Below are 18,809 nucleotides of genomic sequence, written 5' to 3' on the forward strand. Positions count from 1 at the left end.
TGAGCCTGAGCATAAATGGCGTGCGATGCGGAGACTGTGTTCAGTATTTTGTTATCTTTCGACACGATGTTTACCACGTAATGACACTTTACTTCCTGCTTTCCTCTTGTTGTCCTGCTATTCCAAATAAAACCGTCATAATCAAGGGGAATGCACCGGACATGACTAGGTTTTCACGCTTCTCGCATGTAGAATGCTGCGATTCAGGTGGAATAACATCGCTGCTGTTTCCACCTATGCGCATGCCCATCGGCAAGAATTTCAGGAATATCAAGGTAGAAAAATTTTTATAATGAAGCATATACGAAATTTCTCCATTATTGCCCATATCGACCACGGTAAATCAACGCTATCTGACCGTATTATCCAGATTTGTGGCGGTTTAACCGAGCGTGAAATGGCTGCGCAGGTTCTGGATTCCATGGATCTGGAGCGTGAACGCGGAATAACGATTAAAGCACAAAGCGTGACGCTGGATTATAAAGCGCAGGACGGCCAAACCTACCAGCTAAACTTCATTGATACGCCTGGGCACGTTGACTTCTCTTATGAGGTTTCCCGCTCGCTCGCTGCCTGTGAGGGCGCGTTGCTTGTTGTTGATGCTGGGCAGGGGGTTGAAGCTCAAACGTTGGCCAACTGCTATACCGCGTTGGATATGAATCTGGAAGTGGTGCCGGTTCTGAACAAGATCGACCTGCCTGCTGCTGACCCAGATCGTGTTGCTCAGGAAATTGAAGATATCGTCGGTATTGATGCTACCGATGCTGTGCGCTGTTCTGCAAAAACAGGGATTGGCGTGCCGGATGTATTGGAGCGCCTGGTTCGTGATATTCCAGCGCCGGAAGGCAGCCCTGATGAACCGTTGCAGGCGCTGATTATCGACTCTTGGTTCGATAACTACCTTGGCGTTGTGTCGCTGGTACGTATCAAAAACGGCACAATGCGCAAAGGCGACAAAATTAAGGTAATGAGTACAGGTCAGGTTTATAACGCCGACCGTCTCGGTATTTTTACACCGAAGCAGATCGACCGCGATGTATTGAACTGTGGCGAAGTAGGCTGGCTGGTTTGCGCCATCAAAGATATTTTGGGTGCGCCAGTCGGGGATACGCTAACGTTGGCGCGCCATCCGGCTGAAAAAGCGCTGCCGGGCTTCAAAAAAGTCAAACCTCAGGTTTATGCCGGTCTGTTCCCGATCAGTTCCGACGACTATGAAGCATTCCGTGATGCGTTAGGCAAGTTGAGCCTCAATGATGCCTCTCTGTTCTATGAGCCGGAAAGCTCCACTGCGCTAGGCTTTGGCTTCCGCTGTGGCTTTCTTGGTCTGTTGCACATGGAGATCATTCAGGAACGTCTGGAGCGTGAGTACGATCTGGAACTGATCACCACGGCACCAACAGTAGTGTATGAAGTAGAAACGACGGCGAAAGAAACCATTTATGTTGATAGCCCGTCTAAACTGCCGCCGTTGAATAATATCCAGGAACTGCGCGAACCGATTGCCGAGTGTCACATGCTGATGCCTCAGGAATATTTGGGCAACGTAATTACGCTCTGTATTGAGAAGCGTGGCGTGCAGACGAACATGGTGTATCACGGTAATCAGGTGGCGTTGACGTATGAAATCCCGATGGCTGAAGTGGTGCTCGATTTCTTTGATCGCCTGAAATCAACCTCTCGTGGCTATGCATCGCTGGATTACGGCTTCAAACGTTTCCAGACATCGGACATGGTGCGCGTTGATGTATTAATCAACAACGAGCGTGTCGATGCATTAGCTCTGATTACTCACCGTGATAATTCACAATATCGTGGTCGTGAATTCGTCGAAAAGATGAAAGAACTTATTCCGCGTCAGCAGTTTGATATTGCGATTCAGGCTGCGATTGGTAACCACATTATTGCGCGCTCTACGGTTAAGCAATTGCGTAAAAACGTACTGGCCAAGTGTTATGGTGGCGACGTCAGCCGTAAGAAGAAACTGTTGCAGAAACAGAAAGACGGTAAGAAACGGATGAAGCAGGTCGGCAACGTCGAACTGCCGCAAGAGGCGTTTCTGGCAATTTTGCACGTCGGCAAAGACAGTAAATAAATTCTGAGGAGTTGGCATGGCCAATATGTTTGCCGTAATTCTGGCATTGGTGACGCTGGTCACGGGGATTGTCTGGTGTTTAGAGCGCTTCGTCTGGGAACCCGCTCGTCGGAAAAAATTTGCCGCTATGAGCGGTGCCGACCTGGCTGATGGCGCGGTTTCATCGAAAGCCATTGTACAACCTGGCTGGATCGAGACGATAGCATCCGTATTCCCTGTTGTTGCTTTGGTGTTGGTTGTGCGCTCCTTTATTTATGAGCCGTTTCAAATTCCATCTGGTTCGATGATGCCGACGCTATTGATCGGTGATTTTATCCTGGTGGAAAAATTTGCCTATGGCATTAAAGAACCCTTCACGCAACAAACGCTGATTGAAACGGGGCACCCGAAGCGTGGCGATGTGGTGGTGTTTAAATATCCGTCCGATCCGAAGGTGGACTTCATCAAACGGGTGGTTGGCGTGCCTGGCGATCGCGTCAGCTATAACCCGATGACCAAGCAGGTCACGATTCGTCCATCCTGTCAGGGGCAACAGGCGTGTGATACGGCTCTGGCGGTCACGTACAGTAATGTGCAACCTAGTGACTTTGTTCAGACTTTCAATCAGCCCGGTGTGGAAGCGCGTGGTGGTTTCTATCAGGTGCCTGCCAATGACAACAGCGTAGAGGGGGTTCGCATGGGCGCACGCAAAGAGTCATTAGGCAATGTAACACACAATATTCTGTTGGTGCCGGGTCAGCAGGATCAACTCGGTGGTTATTATAAGCAATCACAGCAGCAGCTTGCGACATGGGTTGTCCCGACCGGGCACTACTTCATGATGGGTGATAACCGAGACAACAGTCTGGATAGTCGCTACTGGGGTTTTGTACCGGAGAGAAATCTGGTCGGTAAAGCTACTGCTATCTGGATGAGCTTTGAGAAGCAGGAAGGTGAATGGCCTACTGGTGTACGTTTGAGCCGCATCGGTGGTATTCATTAATCAAAAGTAAACATTGATCAAAATAAGATACAGGCAGCATTCTGATGCTGTCCGTTGTAGAATATTTTCTGAAACGTTATTTTTGAAAGAACATGCCCTAAATAGTACGAGTTGCAGGACAAAACGTTATCGTTTGAACCATGTTAACGAACATGCAACGCGAAGTATGACGGGCAGAAAGGCAGGTTCTCTTATGGGAGCCAATGCAAACGAAACAGTTTTGACCGAATTGGTAAGCAGGGCTGTTCCGTATGCTGCTGTTTTTGACGCATCGTTGATCTATTGGTAACACATGAATCCCATCCTGATAAATCGTTTACAAAGAAAGCTGGGCTATACTTTTCAGCAGTACGAGCTTTTGTTACAGGCGTTGACGCATCGTAGCGCCAGCAGCAAACATAATGAAAGACTCGAATTCCTGGGTGACTCCATCCTGAGTTTTGTGATCGCCAATGCGCTGTATCACCGTTTCCCCAAGGTTGATGAAGGGGATATGAGCCGGATGAGGGCAACGCTGGTACGGGGAAACACGCTGGCGGAAATCGCGCGTGAATTCGAACTGGGAGAGTGTTTGCGCCTCGGTCCCGGTGAATTGAAAAGCGGTGGTTTCCGTCGTGAATCGATCCTGGCTGATACGGTCGAAGCGCTGATTGGTGGCATTTTCCTCGACAGTGACATCCTGAATATCGAGCGTTTGATCCTGAATTGGTATCAAACGCGTCTGGATGAAATCAGTCCTGGCGATAAGCAAAAAGATCCGAAAACGCGGTTGCAGGAATTTCTGCAAGGGCGCCACTTACCTTTGCCAACCTATCTGGTTGTGCAGGTTCGTGGGGAAGCACACGATCAGGAATTTACTATCCACTGTCAGGTGAGCGGCTTTAGCGAGTCGGTCATTGGTACAGGATCGAGCCGTCGTAAAGCTGAACAGGCTGCGGCTGAACAAGCGTTGAAAAAACTGGAGCTTGAATGAGCGAAGTACAGACACACTGCGGTTTTGTCGCGATTGTTGGTCGACCTAACGTCGGAAAATCGACGTTATTGAATCAATTATTGGGGCAGAAGATCTCAATTACGTCACGTAAGCCTCAGACGACGCGGCATCGCATTATGGGTATTCACACTGAAGGGCCTTATCAGGCTATCTATGTGGATACGCCGGGATTGCATATTGAAGAAAAGCGCGCGATTAACCGCCTGATGAACCGTGCGGCGAGTAGCTCGATTGGTGACGTTGAGCTGATCATTTTCGTTGTCGAAGGTACGCACTGGAACGACGACGATGACATGGTGTTGAATAAACTGCGTGACCAGAAACTTCCTGTGCTGTTGGCAATCAATAAAGTCGATAACGTCACGGATAAAACCAAGTTACTGCCGCACATTCAGTTCCTTAGCCAGCAGATGGACTTCCTTGATGTCGTACCAATCTCTGCGGAGAAAGGCACCAATGTTGATACGATTGCCAGCATTGTGCGTAAACACTTACCGCAGACAACGCATCACTTCCCGGAAGATTACATCACCGATCGTTCTCAGCGTTTTATGGCCTCGGAAATAATTCGAGAAAAGCTGATGCGTTTCCTGGGTGAAGAATTACCGTATTCTGTAACGGTCGAAATAGAGCGTTTCGTGACGAATGAACGCGGCGGCTATGACATCAACGGTCTGATATTGGTTGAGCGTGAAGGCCAGAAGAAGATGGTCATTGGCAACAAGGGTGCCAAAATTAAAACCATTGGAATCGAGTCTCGTCAGGATATGGAAGAGATGTTCGAAGCCAAAGTTCACCTTGAGCTGTGGGTCAAAGTGAAATCCGGCTGGGCAGATGACGAACGAGCCCTGCGTAGCCTGGGTTATAGCGAAGACTTGTAAGGTTCACGCCGATGGAAGGCTGGCAGCGCGCATTTGTCTTACATGGGCGACCTTACAGTGAAACCAGCTTATTGCTGGATCTGTTTAGCGAAAGCGATGGTCGGGTTCGTGTGCTTGCCAAAGGCGCACGAGCTCGCCGCTCTAGCCTGAAAGGTTGCTTACAGCCTTTCACTCCGCTGCTGGTGCGCTGGAGTGGGCGGGGAGAAGTGAAAACATTACGCAGTGCGGAGCCTGTTTCGCTGGCGTTGCCACTGACAGGTTCGATGCTGTATAGCGGTTTATACGTTAACGAACTGCTGTCTCGTGTACTGGAGCATGAAACCAATTATTCTGCTCTTTTCTTTGATTATCTCCACTGCTTACAACATCTTGCTGTACAAGATGCTTCTCCAGAACCGGCATTAAGGCGCTTTGAACTCGCGCTACTGGGCTATTTGGGATATGGCGTCGATTTCCTGCATTGTGCGGGTAGCGGTGAACCTGTGTCAGATACTATGACCTATCAGTATCGAGAGGAAAGAGGATTTATTGCCAGTCTGGTTGTCGATAATAAAAGTTTTACCGGGCATGAACTGCATTCACTGGCATCGCGTGAATTTCCTGATGTGGGCACACTGAAGGCTGCAAAGCGTTTCACCCGCATCGCGTTAAAGCCGTATCTGGGGGGAAAACCGTTGAAAAGTCGCGAGCTATTTCGACAGTTTGTTCCTGCTGCTAATTTGTCCAAACCCACATCTTCTGATAAATAATCCTCTTCCTTCAGTACCCTGACGCTGTGACATCGGTGTAAACTGCCACGTAACGTGCATGACTTTACCGAGGATTTATCATGGCTGAATTGTTGCTTGGCGTTAATATCGATCACATTGCGACACTGCGTAATGCACGTGGAACGGCGTATCCCGATCCCGTTCAGGCGGCTTTTATCGCTGAGCAGGCGGGAGCGGATGGCATCACGGTGCACTTGCGTGAAGATCGTCGTCATATCACGGACCGTGATGTGCGGATCCTGAGAGAGACACTCCAAACCCGTATGAATCTGGAAATGGCTGTCACTGAAGAAATGCTGAATATCGCCTGTGAGGTGAAGCCGCATTTTTGCTGTCTGGTCCCAGAAAAACGCCAGGAGGTAACAACAGAAGGTGGGCTAGATGTGGCAGGGCAGCAGGAAAAAATTGATAACGCGGTGGCCAGACTTATCCAGGCAAACATATTGGTATCGCTCTTTATCGATGCAGATAAACGGCAAATTGATGCCGCTGTTGCCAGCGGAGCACCTTATATCGAAATTCATACCGGGGCGTATGCCGATGCGCCAGATGATGAAACTCGCCAGCATGAGTTCGAGCGCATTCGTGATGCTGCGACTTACGCAGCGGCGCAAGGGCTCAAGGTTAATGCCGGTCATGGCTTAACGTACCATAACGTTCTGCCGATTGCGGCGTTGCCGGAAATGCACGAATTAAATATCGGGCATGCGATTATCGGGCGCGCGGTGATGAGCGGGCTGAAAGATGCCGTTGCCGAAATGAAGATGCTGATGCGGGAAGCTCGTCGCTGATGGCGATTCTTGGGCTGGGAACGGATATTGTCGAAATTGCCCGTATTGAAGTAGTGATTGAACGTTCAGGCGAGCGATTGGCTCGCCGCATTCTGACGGATGCTGAATGGGCGCATTATCAGCAGCATCAGCAGCCTGTTCGTTTCCTCGCCAAGCGCTTTGCCGTGAAAGAAGCGGCAGCAAAGGCCTTTGGTACCGGAATCCGTAACGGGCTCGCGTTCAACCAGTTTGAGGTTTTTAATGACGAACTGGGTAAACCTTGCCTGCGGTTTTTTGCTAAAGCGGCAGAGCTGGCTGAACAAATGGGTGTCAGACACGTCCATGTGACGCTGGCTGATGAAAGACGCTATGCCTGTGCGACGGTGATTATCGAAAGTTGACCGCGCATAAATGGATTATCAAATCCTGTCGGCGTGATGCATGAGCACGTATTTTTCCCACAACTGCTCATTACCTTCAAGATGGTTTGGGTCTTTGACGATCGTATTGTCGATTGGACAGACTTTCTGACATGTCGGCGTGTCATAGTGACCAACACACTCAGTGCAGAGAGTGGTATCAATTTCATAAATGTCCATGCCCATGGAAATGGCCTGATTAGGGCACTCAGGTTCGCACATGTCACAGTTAATGCATTTATGGGTGATGAGTAACGCCATGATGTTCTTCTACCTTACAAACAGGGCGCAGATTATACCTGTTGATGCCCGTTTAGACACGCGTAACTGTCATTGATCGACAATATACAGTGGGCCGGCTCCCTGTTGTCTTCGCGCACCTTTCTTCTAGGGCGGTTTACTGTGCTTTAGTAGGCCTTCAGCATGCAATCTATTGGCTGCATAAATAGTGAGGTTACAGGGTAAAATTACCATCTGTTCGTTAAATTGGTTTTATACCTATGCTTTAGACTGTATCAATCAGCCAGTGCAACTGTGTTTCTTGGGTTTTAATTCATTGATTTACAGTTTAAATAAATTTAGTTGTGATATTGAACCACTTATTTTTGTAATATCATGGACATTGATTTAATCGGAATTAGCGATGACGTTTGCATCAGGAGTGTCGATGACGGTGCATGTCCATATGATATAATTTTATAACTAATAGTGTCAGTTTAATGGCGGAACTCATAGTGCAGCAGGAAGGTCATCTTAATCAGGTTGGGGTAGGATTTTTCCAACAGGAAAGCGCGGGAACATTAGACGCTGATTATTGGCTCCAATGTCAACGGCGGTATACTTTTCAGCCCATTTATCGAACATCCGGTAAATTAATGGCTATTGAGTTACTGACTTCTGTTTTTTCTCCCATCCTGCCGCAAAAATTCATCTCTCCTGAAAAATACTTCGCGAATATTGATGTTGAAACCCGTCTGTTAATTATTGTAGAGCAACTACAACTTTTATCTCAGTGGCATGTTCGATTTATTCGCGACGATCTTTTTGCCTCTGTCAACATTGATGGCATGACGTTATTGGCGTTGCAAAATAATCTTGAAGCCAAACGACTGATCGCAACAATGCCCTGGATTCGTTTTGAAATGATCGAAAATCAGGGAGGGCTACCAAAAGAAATCTTAACTAAGCTCCCTGAAGCACAAACCCTCTGGCTTGATGATTTTGGCTGCGGTATGGCGAATTTTTCATCACTGATGTTGGCTCAGTATGACTGTATCAAAGTGGCCCGCGAACTTTTTATTCTCCTGCAACAAAGTAGTGAAGGGCGCACGGTGTTCCCTGCATTGATCGCACTACTTTCACGCTTTTGTAATTATGTGGTCATTGAGGGCATCGAGACACAGGAGGAATGGACAATTGTTCAGGCATCGCATGCCTATGCTGCTCAGGGATACTATCTCTCTCGCCCACAACCGTTCGAAAATTTTGAGGCGTTGAAGCTCGAGCTATAGGTGATAACCTGCTGTTTAGGCTATCACTTCACTTAGCCGATTTTTGCCGTCCGTTCTCTACTTTCCTGCCATATCAATTCATTACATTTCTTAATGCTTTGTTGCCGTATAAAAAAACACCTCTTCAGTTGCTTTGTTTTCTTCCCTCTATTTCAAGTGATAATGCTGTTTTTTGTTTTGTTTTTGTTATTTAATTCTTATTTTATTTGTTATGTTAGTGTTTAATTTCTAAAAAATAGCGAGATAGGAAACGGAAGATTTTTCATCAAATTATGACACATATAATCGCACACTTGCGTTAATGATTTTGTTTTTTTCTTTTAATTATTTGATTTTCAAGGGTAAAAAAATATAATGTTTACTGTTAACGATCGAAAATCATTTTGTGATAGATTTTGTTGATTAAAACAATGATACTTATTGGTATAATTGATTTGCTTACAAAAAATTGATGTTCAAAATACATCGCTATACACCTTTAGGAATATTCTTTTATTCCATTAGAAAATCTTATAACACGAACAATTACTACTATTAAATTAAGATACTCTTTTGAATTTGCTGTTTTTATCTGCGCACAGTCATATGTGAGGGCTTTATGCTGACGTTGCTATGTTTCTAAATACTCCTGCTTCATGGAGCGTTTTCTCTTTCATCCTTTCTGCTCTCCGGAAATGTACCAATCCCGAGAATCTTCGGGGGAGGGAGTTGTTGCCGGGATTTTTCGTCATCAGCGTTGTGATTTGTACGATCAGGATCACTCGGGCCTGAGGAGAGTGTTATTGTGTATGAAATTATAATAACCTTGCTATTACTATTGTTGTTGTTTTCTTCTGTGAAAAATAGAAAAATTAAACAAAAGTTTAAAGTTGAGCAGAAAAAACAAGATTTTCTTAACATGACTTTCTTTGCAATGGAATATAGTCCTGCGTCAATTATGATAGCAGATGAAAATTGTGAAATTATTTACGTAAATCGCCAGTTTATTACCATGTCTGGTTATATGCCGGATGAGGTTATTGGCAAAAAAACAAATATATTGAACTCCGGTATGACCAATGCCAGCGTCTATGAAGATCTATGGGCTACCATAAATAAAGGTAATATTTGGAGTGGTGAGTTCGTTAACCGGCGCAAAGATGGGCAGCTGTATTGGGAAAAGGCCAATATCGTTAAGATATATAATAAAGCGAGTAACACGACTCAATATGTCGGTATTAAGTTAGATATTACGGAACGGAAATCGCAAGAGCATCATGATAATTCATACAACCGTGCGCTGGAGCTGTTATCAAGCGGTGCGCCGCTAAAGGATATTCTGGATGCGATCATTTTCAGCGTTGAGGAAAAAAATCCTGGCCGCATCGTCTGTTCTGTACTGTTAGTCGATAAAGACAAAAAATGTCTGACGCTGGGATCTGCGCCTAGCCTGCCAGGTTTTTATAAAAATGCTATTCACAATGTGAAAATCGCCGATGGTGTAGCGTCTTTTGGTACGGCGGCTTATACCGGTAAACGGGTAATCGCTGACGATATCTCTGTCCATCCAGACTGGTCGTTGTATAAAGGGCTTGCATTATATGCTGGGCTGCGTTCGTGTTGGTCTGAACCTATCATCGGACAGAACAAAGAAATATTAGGTGTTTTAAGTGTTTATCATCGAAAAGTATATGTTCCAACCGAAGAGGAAATTTTCTCTATAGAGAAATCGGCACAGCTGATTGCGATCGCCATAGAACGCTATCATGCCATTGATATGCTGCGGCGCAGTGAGGAACACTATCGCCAGTTGGCACACTATGACTCATTAACGTCATTGGCTAACGGCCTGACATTCGCGGAACAAATGGAACAGGCGATTTTGTTATCGAAACAAACAGGTAGAAAAATCGCGCTGATGTTCCTGGATCTCGACAAATTTAAACAGATAAATGATTCATTCGGACATGCTGTTGGCGATTTGTTACTGAAAGAAGCCGCTGCGCGTATGCGTGGTGCGGTTAGGGATTCGGATACGGTATATCGCCGTAGCGGTGATGAATTTATTATTCTGCTTCAGGGTATTAAAGAAATTGATAATACGCTTTATGTCGCAGATAAAATTCATAACGCATTGAACAAGCCGTTTGAGATCAATGGAAAAACGCTTGATATATCATGCAGTATCGGTATTGCATTGTACCCAGAGCACGGTTCCGACTCTCTGACGCTGGCAATTAATGCTGATTCAGCTATGTATCAGGCTAAAGCGATGGGGCGGAGCCAAACTCAGATTTATCACGATATGGACGATCGTTGATGAATATACTCGTCATACTTCAAGTTGCATGTGCGTTGGCTGCGTTCACTCACCCGAATCACTTACTTGAGTAAGCTCATCGGGATTCCTTCTCTTGCCGCCTTCCTGAAACTCGAATTATTTAGAGTATAAAATAGAAAATGCATTATTTTTATGAAATGCCTTTTTATTATCTTTCTCGTAGAGCCTCTGCTTTTGCTCGAATAATCGGCTTTAACAAATAACTGAGGATTGTTTTCTTTCCCGTTATTATATCAACAGAGGCCACCATACCAGGAATGATAAGAAGCGGTTTATCGGCTGTACCTAAATAATTCTTATCAGTCCGCAGTCGGATAATATAAAAGCTGTTCCCTTCTTTATCGGTTACTGTGTCTGGGCTAATTTGTTCCAACTGACCTTTTAAACCGCCGTAGATGGTGTAGTCATAGGCTGTCAATTTTATTATGGCATCCTGACCTGGATGTAAAAAGGCGATATCCTGCGGGCGAATTTTAGCTTCGACTAACAGTTTGTCATCCAGCGGAACAATTTCCACCAGATCACTACCCGGCTGAATGACGCCCCCGATAGTATTTACCAGAACCTGCTGCACGATACCGCGAACCGGTGATACAACTAGCGTTCGGTTGACCCGGTCTTCAAGTGCTTTACCCGTGGCTTCAATTTTGTTCAGGTTGGTTTGTGCTTCACTGAGCTGAGATAATGCCTCGCTTTTGTAGCGGCTGCGCGTTTCCTCTATTTTATTCTCGCTCTCTTTAATCGCAGACTCCGCCCGCGGAATGGAGAGTCTAATGGAGTCAAGCTGACCACGCGTTTCTACTTCAGCACGGCGCAGACGTAAAACCTCTACTTTAGAAATGGCACCTTCTGCGATCAGCGGTTCTGACATTTTAATTTCTTGCTGAAGCAGGCCCAGACTATTGCGGAATTGGATCTCCTTGGCTGCGAAATCGCGCAGTTCCTGACGGCGCTGAATCAATTGCTCTTCCAGACCGGATATTTCGTTATGCAGCTGCTGGCGACGGCTATTATAAAGCTCTTGTTCTCCTGCCGCGATTTTAGGGGCTTGCATCGTAATCTCTTCGGAAAGCACTAACGCCTGACCGCTAATTTCGGCTTTCAGACGTTCAATTCGTGACAGCAGCGCAAGCCGATCGGCTTCGGTTTCACCGACATTAGAAGCAAAGCGCGTATCATCAAGGCGTAGCAAAGAGTCGCCAGCATTCACGACCTGCCCCTCACGGATGAATACTTCCGTGATAATACCCCCTTCCAGGTTTTGAATTTTTTGCAGCCGGGAAGAAGGAATCGCTTTCCCGTCGCCTCGCGTGACTTCATCAATATTCGCTAGCCCGGCCCACAGGATGAAAAACAGGAAAAAAGCACCGATAGCCCACAGCGTGAAGCGAATAGAGCGTGGCGAATCCTCAGCCATTGCCCGACTCACTTCTGGCATCGTTTGCAGGCTTTCTTCGTCTCCGCCGACAAAATATCGTTTGATTCGTTTGATATATTTACCGAGACGCATTGATCTGCCCCTTCTTCAACGCATCCATCACGATCGCTTTCGGCCCATCAGCAATGATTTTACCTCGGTCAACAATCACTAAACGATCGACCAGCGCCAGCATCGAAACTCGATGGGTCACCAGCAAGAGCGTTTTCTCTGCAATTACGGGGATCAGAGCCTGCTTTAGTCGATCTTCGCTGGTGTTATCCATCGAACTGGTGGGTTCATCGAGCACCAGAATCGGCGGATCGAGCAACAGCGCTCTGGCTATTGCGACAGCCTGACGTTGCCCGCCGGAGAGCTGTTGACCGCGTTCGCCAACCTGAAGGTTGTAGCCATCGGGGTGCAGACGTGCGAACTCATTCACCCCGGAAATTTCCGCTGCTCGCAACATGGCTTCATCTTCGACATAGCGTGCGCCGCTAATGAGGTTATTGCGCAGCGAACCACTGAATAACTGAATATCTTGAGGAACATAGCCGATATTGTGACGCAAATCGCTGACATCCAACTGTCGGGCATCGACACCGTCGATCAGAATATTGCCCACATTGGGCTGATAGAGGTTCACAATCAGCTTTTGTAGCGAGCTTTTACCCGAGCCGCTGCGGCCAATGACACCCACTTTCTCACCGGGAGCGATAGTCAGGCTGATGCTTTGTAGCGAACTGGTTTTTTGTTCTGGGTAATTGAACGTCACATCGCGAAATTCGATACCCCCTCGGATGCTCTCGCGCTTCAGTGGGCGTTCGTTATCGCTACGCTCCTGCGGCAACTGCATCATCTGTTCAGTCGTTTGCATCGTTAAACGTGCCTGCTGGTAACGGCTGACCAAACCAGACAGTTGACCTAAAGGCATCAATGCTCTGCCGTTCAGCATATAACAGGCAATAAGCCCACCCATGCTGAGTTTGCCGTTAATTAGCATATAGACACCGACGACAATCATGGCAACGCCAGCAAATTGCTGAAACCACTGCGTCAGGTTAACCGCCAGTGAGGATAACGTTTTTGCCCGCATTTCCAGCTTGCTTAGGCTACCAATCGTCTGTTCCCACAGGTGCTGTCGTTCACTTTCCGCATTATTTACTTTGATGGCATCCAGACTGCTCAATGTTTCGATCAATGTTGCTTGCCGTTCACTGGCAAGATGCATCGTTTTTTCGATCGTAGCGGACAGCGGTTTTTGCATCGCCCAGCTTGCCAGCAGAGCGATAGGGTAGGCCAGTATAGAAACCCAGACCAGCGGGCCGCCGATGATGCCGATAACTAATAGCAGAAGCAGGGTAAAGGGGAAATCGATCAGCGTCGTCAGCGTCAGTGAGGAAAGAAAATCTCTTAGCGACTGAAATTCATGAATATTCTGTGCAAAACTACCGACGCGTGCTGGTCGAGCCTTCATCGACATACCGGTAATGCGTTCAAATAACGTAGCCGAAATAATCAGATCGGTTTTTTTGCCCGCCATATCGAGGCAAATACCACGCAGCGTTTTGAGTATTAAATCGAAAACGAAAGCGCCGGTAACGCCGATAGCCAGTACCCACAATGTCGCTGTTGCCTGATTCGGGACAACTCTGTCATAGACATTCATCACGAATAGCGGTGTGGCAAGCGCGATAATGTTCACCAGCAAACTGGCGAGCACGGCATCGAGATAGAGTGAACGTGAAAGTTTAAGCGTATCCTTGAACCAGGATTTAGTGCGCGGAATCAGAGACGGATTCTGCAAATCGAACTGATGGCGAGGCTGAGCAAACATCACCAGACCAAGGTAATTCTGTTGCAGCGTGTTGTGCTCAACGGAAATTTCTCCGCCTTCTGTTTCACTGGGCATCAAGCGTGCACTGCCGTCCGCGTTCCAGCCCAGTAGAATCGCCGCTCGTCCTTCCCGTAACAGCAGCATCGCAGGGAGTGACATCTCAGAAATTTTATTCAGAGAACGCTTGAGAACACGCCCTTGCAACCCCGCGCGTGCAGCCGCTCTTGGGAGCAATTTTACAGACAACCGCTGGTTGGCTAAGGGTAGCCCTGCGGTGAGGGTAGTACGGCTGACGGATTTCCCCTGCAACGTACAGAGGATCAGCAAGCCGTCCAATAAGGGATCATCGTGACGGCTGCGAGGGTCACTATTTTCATGAACGGTGCGTTCGTGAACGATAGACTCATGGGCGGCCGATTCATCAGAACCCTTCGCCTCCTGTACTGAATGCAACTTCATTTAACTGAACGTTCCCTTACGCAACGTGATTCCCTCGCATATAAACCATAATTTATCGCCGTCTGACTAATGAAATATATTAATTGAGGCTCGGCAACTCGGCGTAGGTTGTCACGTTTGTCGAGCTGGTACCAGCATCAGGAGCCGGTATAGCCAAACGGTTTAATAGCTCTCCCATACGCGATGTGATCCGATATTCGGTATAGAGGGCGATAAAGCGAACTTCGACCAGACGGCGTTGCGCGGTGAACAGCTCATTTTCACTGTCCAGTAAGTCCAACAGCGTCCTTTCCCCCAAACCAAATTGCTTCTGATAGGCGGTACGTACTTTCATGCTACGGTCCGCGTATTCGGCGGCAATCGGAACCTGCTGACGCGAATTGTTTAACGCTGACCAGGCTAGTTTGAGTTCTTCATTCAGCAGGCGCAGAGCATTATTTCGTACATCCTGTGCTTCTTTTACCTGATAGGCTTTGGACTCCATGTTGGCCTTGCTGCTACCGCCTTCATACAGGTTATAGCGCATCCGTAGCATCGCCTGCCACTCATTGCTCTGGCCGCGTGTCCCGTCAACGTTGTTATCCATCGTGCGGGAGAGTTCAACATTAAGGCGTGGGTAAAACGTTGATTTTGAAGTCTCATACTGTTGCTGAGTCGCTTCAATATCTGATTCTGCGGATTTTAGTGCCGGGCTGTTCGCCAGCATGATGCGCTGTGCTTCTTCTAACGAGGCGGGGAGTTTTATCACAGACGTATCGGGCATAACCAAATTCTCCGGCACCTTACCCACAATACTCATATAGTTGATTTTGGCATCGTCAAGATTGGTTTGCTCTGTCAATGCGTTGTTTCTTGCTTGCGCCAAACGCGCTTCAGCCTGATCCAGGTCGGCCAATCGCCCAACGCCTTGCTCGCTGCGCAGCCTTATTTGATCGTAAATACGCTCATGGCTTGCAAGGTTGGCTTGCGCCAAACGTACGAATTCCTGACGCTGTAGCACATTGAGATACACCTGAACGGCATCTAACGCTGTTGCCTCACTGGTATTTAAGACTTTATAGGCACGTGAATTAACGGTGGCACGCTGTCTGCCCACTTCGCTGGAGGTGGCAAAACCATCAAATACCGTTTGGCTCAGATTAATACTTGATTCCTGGCGGCTGAGCTCAACGCGTTTATTGATACCGGCGCGTGTTGAGGGGCTATCGGTTTCCTCACGGCCAACGCCTGCACTCAGGGTGATGGAAGGAAGATATCCACCTTTTGCCGCCCGTAGATCGTGTTCGGCAGAAAAGCGGTTATTAATAGAGGCGCTCACTTCAGGGTGTGAATATAGCGTGCTTTTAATTGCTTCTTGAATCGTCTCTGCATATGTCGCTGAGGAAAGAACGGTAATAAAAGGCAATAAAGCATAATGGTATCTACGAATCATCAGCAGTTTTCCTTCACAAAAACTTTATTTGTGATTATTCCTATTAAAATGTTTGAGGTTATATAAACACTTAGCGAGCTGATTTAATTTTTATCTCTTTAATATCAATTCGTTAATTTGTTTATCTGAAAATTCCAGAGCGAAAAATAGGGATTACTCTAAAATGAGTAAAGTTCTGGAAAGAATATTCTGAATTTTTTATTATATCGTTCATTGAGTCAAGTGTTTGACGCATAACAACAACACTATCGTAACGCTATTTTTAATAAAATGTCAGGACGACACACAGCAAATCAACCTTATCAGGATGATAGCCAAGATCTATAATCGCAATATCGCGATATCATAAAAATAATGATAGGTATCAAGGAGAAAGTATTTTGAACGGTGTGATTGGCGTAATTAAATTCGTTATTGGACAGGTTTTTATCGTTGCGCTTGATGGGAGCCAGAGACTGCTGGTTGCTGGCGATCGGGTTTACAGTGGGGAAGAAGTGGTGACTGGCGCTAACGGCGCGGTTTCAATCACATTACCTGATGGTAAGACACTGGATCTGGGGCGTGATAGTCGCTGGAGTGATGTAAGCAATGCGTCCTCTCAGAAAAATGCGGATGTCGCCAATGATGTCGCTGCTATACAAGATGCTATCGCTCAGGGGGCTGACCCAACACAAGTGCTCGAGGCCACTGCTGCTGGCAACGACGATTCGGGAGAGGCGGGGAGCGGAGGAGGAGCTCATTCAACTGTCGTGTTGGATTTAACGGGCGAAGTTGTTACTGTCCCCATTGGCTATGATATTGCTGAACAATCATTTGCTAACCAATCCTCACCTATTCAGAATAGCGAAGCATCATCCATACTGCTTACTACAGTAACAGATACCACCGATACCACAGCGCCCTCTGTCACCATTGTTATAAACAATGACGGCACAATCAGTTTTGTTTTTACCAAACCGGCCGTTGGCTTTGACCTTAGTGATATCACCGTAGCAAATGGCACAGTAACGAATCTGGCGCAGGATCCTAACGATCCTACCCGCTGGACGGCGACGCTGACGCCAACTGCTAATTTCGAGGGCGAGGTTCGCGTCAGCATCCCTGATGGCAGTTACACTGATGCTGCGGGCATTCCTGGCACAGGGGGAAGTGAAGCGGTAACGGTTGATACTTTGCCTCCTGTTGCCTCAATTTCTATCGACGATATCACCAGCGATAACGTGGTTAACGCAGCCGAATCCGGTCAGACGATCTCTGTTACGGGTCAGGTGGGCAATGAGGTTCAGGCCGGTGATGCGATTACCGTTACCGTCGGCACGGAAACTTATCAAACGACCGTGAATGCCGATGGCAAGACCTGGAGCGTCAATGTGCCGGGTTCTGTATTAGCTGCTAATGGCGATATCAGTGCGACGGTTACCACCCGCGATACCGCGGGCAATGTGACCACCGCAAACTCTACTCACGCTTATGGCGTCGATACCGATGCGCCAGTGGCGTCGATTACCATCGACGATGTCACGTCCGATAACGTGATTAACGCAGCCGAGTCCGGCCAGACCATTGCGGTCACCGGTCAGGTCGATAATGACGTCAAGGCCGGTGATACGGTGACGGTAACCGTCGGCACGGAAACGTATCAGACCACGGTCAATGCTGATGGCAAAACCTGGAGTGTCAATGTTCCGGGCTCTGTATTAGCGGCGAATAGCGACGTGAGTGCTACGGTCACCACGCGTGATACCGCAGGCAATGTCACTACAGCGAATACCAGTCATGCTTACGGCGTGGATACCGATGCGCCCACCGCCTCCATTACTATCGACGATGTGACCAGCGATAACGTGGTTAACGCAGCCGAATCCGGCCAGACGATCTCTGTTACGGGTCAGGTGGGCAATAAGGTTCAGGCCGGTGATGCGGTGACGGTCACCGTCGGCAGCGAGACCTACCAGACTACGGTGAATACCGATGGTAAAACCTGGAGCGTCAATGTGCCGGGTTCTGTATTAGCTGCTAACGGCGATATCAGTGCGACGGTCACCACCCGCGATACCGCAGGCAATGTCACCACTGCAAACTCTACTCACGCTTACGGCGTGGATACCGTCGCACCAGTGGCGTCGATTACCATCGACGATGTGACGTCAGATAACGTGATTAACACGGCCGAATCCGATCAGACGATCTCTGTTACGGGTCAGGTGGGCAATGAGGTTCAGGCCGGTGATACGGTGACGGTCACCGTCGGCAGCGAGACCTACCAGACCACGGTGAATGCCGACGGCAAGACCTGGAGCGTGAACGTTCCGGGTTCGGTGCTGGCCGCCAATAGCGACGTGAGTGCGACCGTTACGACACGCGATACCGCAGGCAATGTCACCACCGCAAACTCTACTCACGCTTATGGCGTCGATACGGTTGCGCCAGCGGCGTCGATTACCATCGACGATGTCACGTCCGATAACGTGATTAACGCAGCCGAGTCCGGCCAGACCATTGCGGTCACCGGTCAGGTCGATAACGATGTGAAAGCGGGCGATGCGATTACCGTTACCGTCGGCACCGAGACCTACCAGACTACGGTGAATACCGATGGCAAGACCTGGAGCGTGAACGTTCCCGGTTCGGTGCTGGCCGCGAACAGCGATGTGAGTGCGACGGTCACCACGCGCGACACGGCGGGCAATGTCACCACTGCAAACTCTATTCACGCTTACGGCGTGGATACCGATGCGCCAGCGGCGTCGATTACTATCGACGATATCACCAGCGATAACGTGGTTAACGCAGCCGAGTCCGGCCAGACGATCTCTGTTACGGGTCAGGTGGGCAATGAGGTTCAGGCCGGTGATGCGGTGACGGTCACCGTCGGCAGCGAGACCTACCAGACCACGGTCAATGCCGATGGCAAAACCTGGAGCG

The 18,809-nt window shown here is 48.0% G+C and carries 15 protein-coding genes; 10 read left to right on the forward strand and 5 right to left on the reverse strand.

The window, feature by feature from the left end; genetic code table 11:
* Positions 1 to 88: 88 nt before the first annotated feature.
* Positions 89 to 301, reverse strand: a complete 213-nt coding sequence (locus tag KP22_RS16080) for a hypothetical protein (RefSeq protein ID WP_039325169.1) — start codon at positions 299 to 301, stop codon at positions 89 to 91.
* On the opposite strand from KP22_RS16080, the gene lepA reads away from it, so the two are divergent.
* From lepA to acpS, 7 genes are all read left to right on the forward strand, one after another.
* Positions 293 to 2,092, forward strand: a complete 1,800-nt coding sequence (gene lepA, locus KP22_RS16085; protein WP_039308756.1) for a translation elongation factor 4 — start codon at positions 293 to 295, stop codon at positions 2,090 to 2,092. The two genes, KP22_RS16080 and lepA, sit on opposite strands and share 9 nt — an antisense overlap.
* Positions 2,093 to 2,108: 16 nt before the next feature.
* Positions 2,109 to 3,074, forward strand: a complete 966-nt coding sequence (lepB, locus tag KP22_RS16090; RefSeq protein ID WP_039308753.1) for a signal peptidase I — start codon at positions 2,109 to 2,111, stop codon at positions 3,072 to 3,074.
* A 292-nt stretch (positions 3,075 to 3,366) separates the two neighbouring features.
* Positions 3,367 to 4,047 carry a ribonuclease III gene (gene rnc, locus KP22_RS16095; protein ID WP_012822897.1) on the forward strand — a complete coding sequence of 227 codons (681 nt, stop codon included), beginning with the start codon at positions 3,367 to 3,369 and terminating at the stop codon, positions 4,045 to 4,047.
* On the forward strand, positions 4,044 to 4,949 hold the full coding sequence (era, locus tag KP22_RS16100; RefSeq protein ID WP_039308749.1) for a GTPase Era: 906 nt from the start codon (positions 4,044 to 4,046) through the stop codon (positions 4,947 to 4,949). The genes rnc and era overlap by 4 nt, the downstream gene beginning before the upstream one ends.
* Before the next feature lie 11 nt (positions 4,950 to 4,960).
* Positions 4,961 to 5,698, forward strand: coding sequence for a DNA repair protein RecO (recO, locus tag KP22_RS16105; protein WP_039308746.1), 738 nt, complete (start codon positions 4,961 to 4,963; stop codon positions 5,696 to 5,698).
* A gap of 80 nt (positions 5,699 to 5,778) precedes the next feature.
* On the forward strand, positions 5,779 to 6,510 hold the full coding sequence (gene pdxJ / locus KP22_RS16110; RefSeq protein WP_039308743.1) for a pyridoxine 5'-phosphate synthase: 732 nt from the start codon (positions 5,779 to 5,781) through the stop codon (positions 6,508 to 6,510).
* Positions 6,510 to 6,890, forward strand: coding sequence for a holo-ACP synthase (gene acpS, locus KP22_RS16115; protein ID WP_011094792.1), 381 nt, complete (start codon positions 6,510 to 6,512; stop codon positions 6,888 to 6,890). The genes pdxJ and acpS overlap by 1 nt, the downstream gene beginning before the upstream one ends.
* 18 nt (positions 6,891 to 6,908) lie before the next feature.
* Here acpS and KP22_RS16120 read toward each other — a convergent pair whose 3' ends face one another.
* Complete coding sequence (locus tag KP22_RS16120) at positions 6,909 to 7,169, reverse strand: YfhL family 4Fe-4S dicluster ferredoxin (RefSeq protein WP_039325170.1); 261 nt, start codon at positions 7,167 to 7,169, stop codon at positions 6,909 to 6,911.
* A 458-nt stretch (positions 7,170 to 7,627) separates the two neighbouring features.
* Here KP22_RS16120 and pdeH point away from each other — a divergent pair, with 458 nt between their 5' ends.
* Both pdeH and KP22_RS16130 read left to right on the forward strand, forming a co-directional pair.
* Positions 7,628 to 8,419, forward strand: a complete 792-nt coding sequence (pdeH, locus tag KP22_RS16125) for a cyclic-guanylate-specific phosphodiesterase (protein ID WP_072012604.1) — start codon at positions 7,628 to 7,630, stop codon at positions 8,417 to 8,419.
* A gap of 784 nt (positions 8,420 to 9,203) precedes the next feature.
* On the forward strand, positions 9,204 to 10,718 hold the full coding sequence (locus KP22_RS16130; protein WP_039308734.1) for a sensor domain-containing protein: 1,515 nt from the start codon (positions 9,204 to 9,206) through the stop codon (positions 10,716 to 10,718).
* Between the two features lie 169 nt (positions 10,719 to 10,887).
* Here KP22_RS16130 and KP22_RS16135 read toward each other — a convergent pair whose 3' ends face one another.
* The 3 genes from KP22_RS16135 to KP22_RS16145 all read right to left on the reverse strand — a co-directional run bounded on the left by KP22_RS16135 (position 10,888) and on the right by KP22_RS16145 (position 15,884).
* The gene (locus KP22_RS16135; protein WP_039308731.1) at positions 10,888 to 12,249 is read right to left on the reverse strand and encodes an HlyD family type I secretion periplasmic adaptor subunit; all 1,362 of its coding nucleotides are present in this window, start codon (positions 12,247 to 12,249) and stop codon (positions 10,888 to 10,890) included.
* Positions 12,236 to 14,452: a type I secretion system permease/ATPase gene (locus tag KP22_RS16140; RefSeq protein WP_039308728.1), complete on the reverse strand. Its 2,217-nt coding sequence runs from the start codon at positions 14,450 to 14,452 to the stop codon at positions 12,236 to 12,238. Before KP22_RS16140 ends, KP22_RS16135 begins: the two co-directional genes overlap by 14 nt.
* Before the next feature lie 79 nt (positions 14,453 to 14,531).
* Entirely contained in the window at positions 14,532 to 15,884 is a 1,353-nt protein-coding gene (locus tag KP22_RS16145; RefSeq protein ID WP_039308725.1) for a TolC family outer membrane protein, read from the reverse strand.
* Between the two features lie 389 nt (positions 15,885 to 16,273).
* On the opposite strand from KP22_RS16145, the gene KP22_RS16150 reads away from it, so the two are divergent.
* Positions 16,274 to 18,809, forward strand: a 2,536-nt coding sequence (locus KP22_RS16150; RefSeq protein WP_244880039.1) for a retention module-containing protein, incomplete at its 3' end; no start/stop codon positions are given.

The sequence above is a fragment of the Pectobacterium betavasculorum genome, assembly GCF_000749845.1.
Classification (GTDB): Bacteria; Pseudomonadota; Gammaproteobacteria; order Enterobacterales; family Enterobacteriaceae; genus Pectobacterium; species Pectobacterium betavasculorum.

Bases quoted from the DNA above. Each gene is read 5' to 3' on its own strand.
- lepA (WP_039308756.1), top strand. From the start codon at position 293: ATGAAGCATATACGAAATTTCTCCATTATTGCCCATATCGACCACGGT.
- KP22_RS16080 (WP_039325169.1), bottom strand. From the start codon at position 301: ATGCTTCATTATAAAAATTTTTCTACCTTGATATTCCTGAAATTCTTG.
- lepB (WP_039308753.1), top strand. From the start codon at position 2,109: ATGGCCAATATGTTTGCCGTAATTCTGGCATTGGTGACGCTGGTCACG.
- rnc (WP_012822897.1), top strand. From the start codon at position 3,367: ATGAATCCCATCCTGATAAATCGTTTACAAAGAAAGCTGGGCTATACT.
- era (WP_039308749.1), top strand. From the start codon at position 4,044: ATGAGCGAAGTACAGACACACTGCGGTTTTGTCGCGATTGTTGGTCGA.
- recO (WP_039308746.1), top strand. From the start codon at position 4,961: ATGGAAGGCTGGCAGCGCGCATTTGTCTTACATGGGCGACCTTACAGT.
- pdxJ (WP_039308743.1), top strand. From the start codon at position 5,779: ATGGCTGAATTGTTGCTTGGCGTTAATATCGATCACATTGCGACACTG.
- acpS (WP_011094792.1), top strand. From the start codon at position 6,510: ATGGCGATTCTTGGGCTGGGAACGGATATTGTCGAAATTGCCCGTATT.
- KP22_RS16120 (WP_039325170.1), bottom strand. From the start codon at position 7,169: ATGGCGTTACTCATCACCCATAAATGCATTAACTGTGACATGTGCGAA.
- pdeH (WP_072012604.1), top strand. From the start codon at position 7,628: ATGGCGGAACTCATAGTGCAGCAGGAAGGTCATCTTAATCAGGTTGGG.
- KP22_RS16135 (WP_039308731.1), bottom strand. From the start codon at position 12,249: ATGCGTCTCGGTAAATATATCAAACGAATCAAACGATATTTTGTCGGC.
- KP22_RS16140 (WP_039308728.1), bottom strand. From the start codon at position 14,452: ATGAAGTTGCATTCAGTACAGGAGGCGAAGGGTTCTGATGAATCGGCC.
- KP22_RS16145 (WP_039308725.1), bottom strand. From the start codon at position 15,884: ATGATTCGTAGATACCATTATGCTTTATTGCCTTTTATTACCGTTCTT.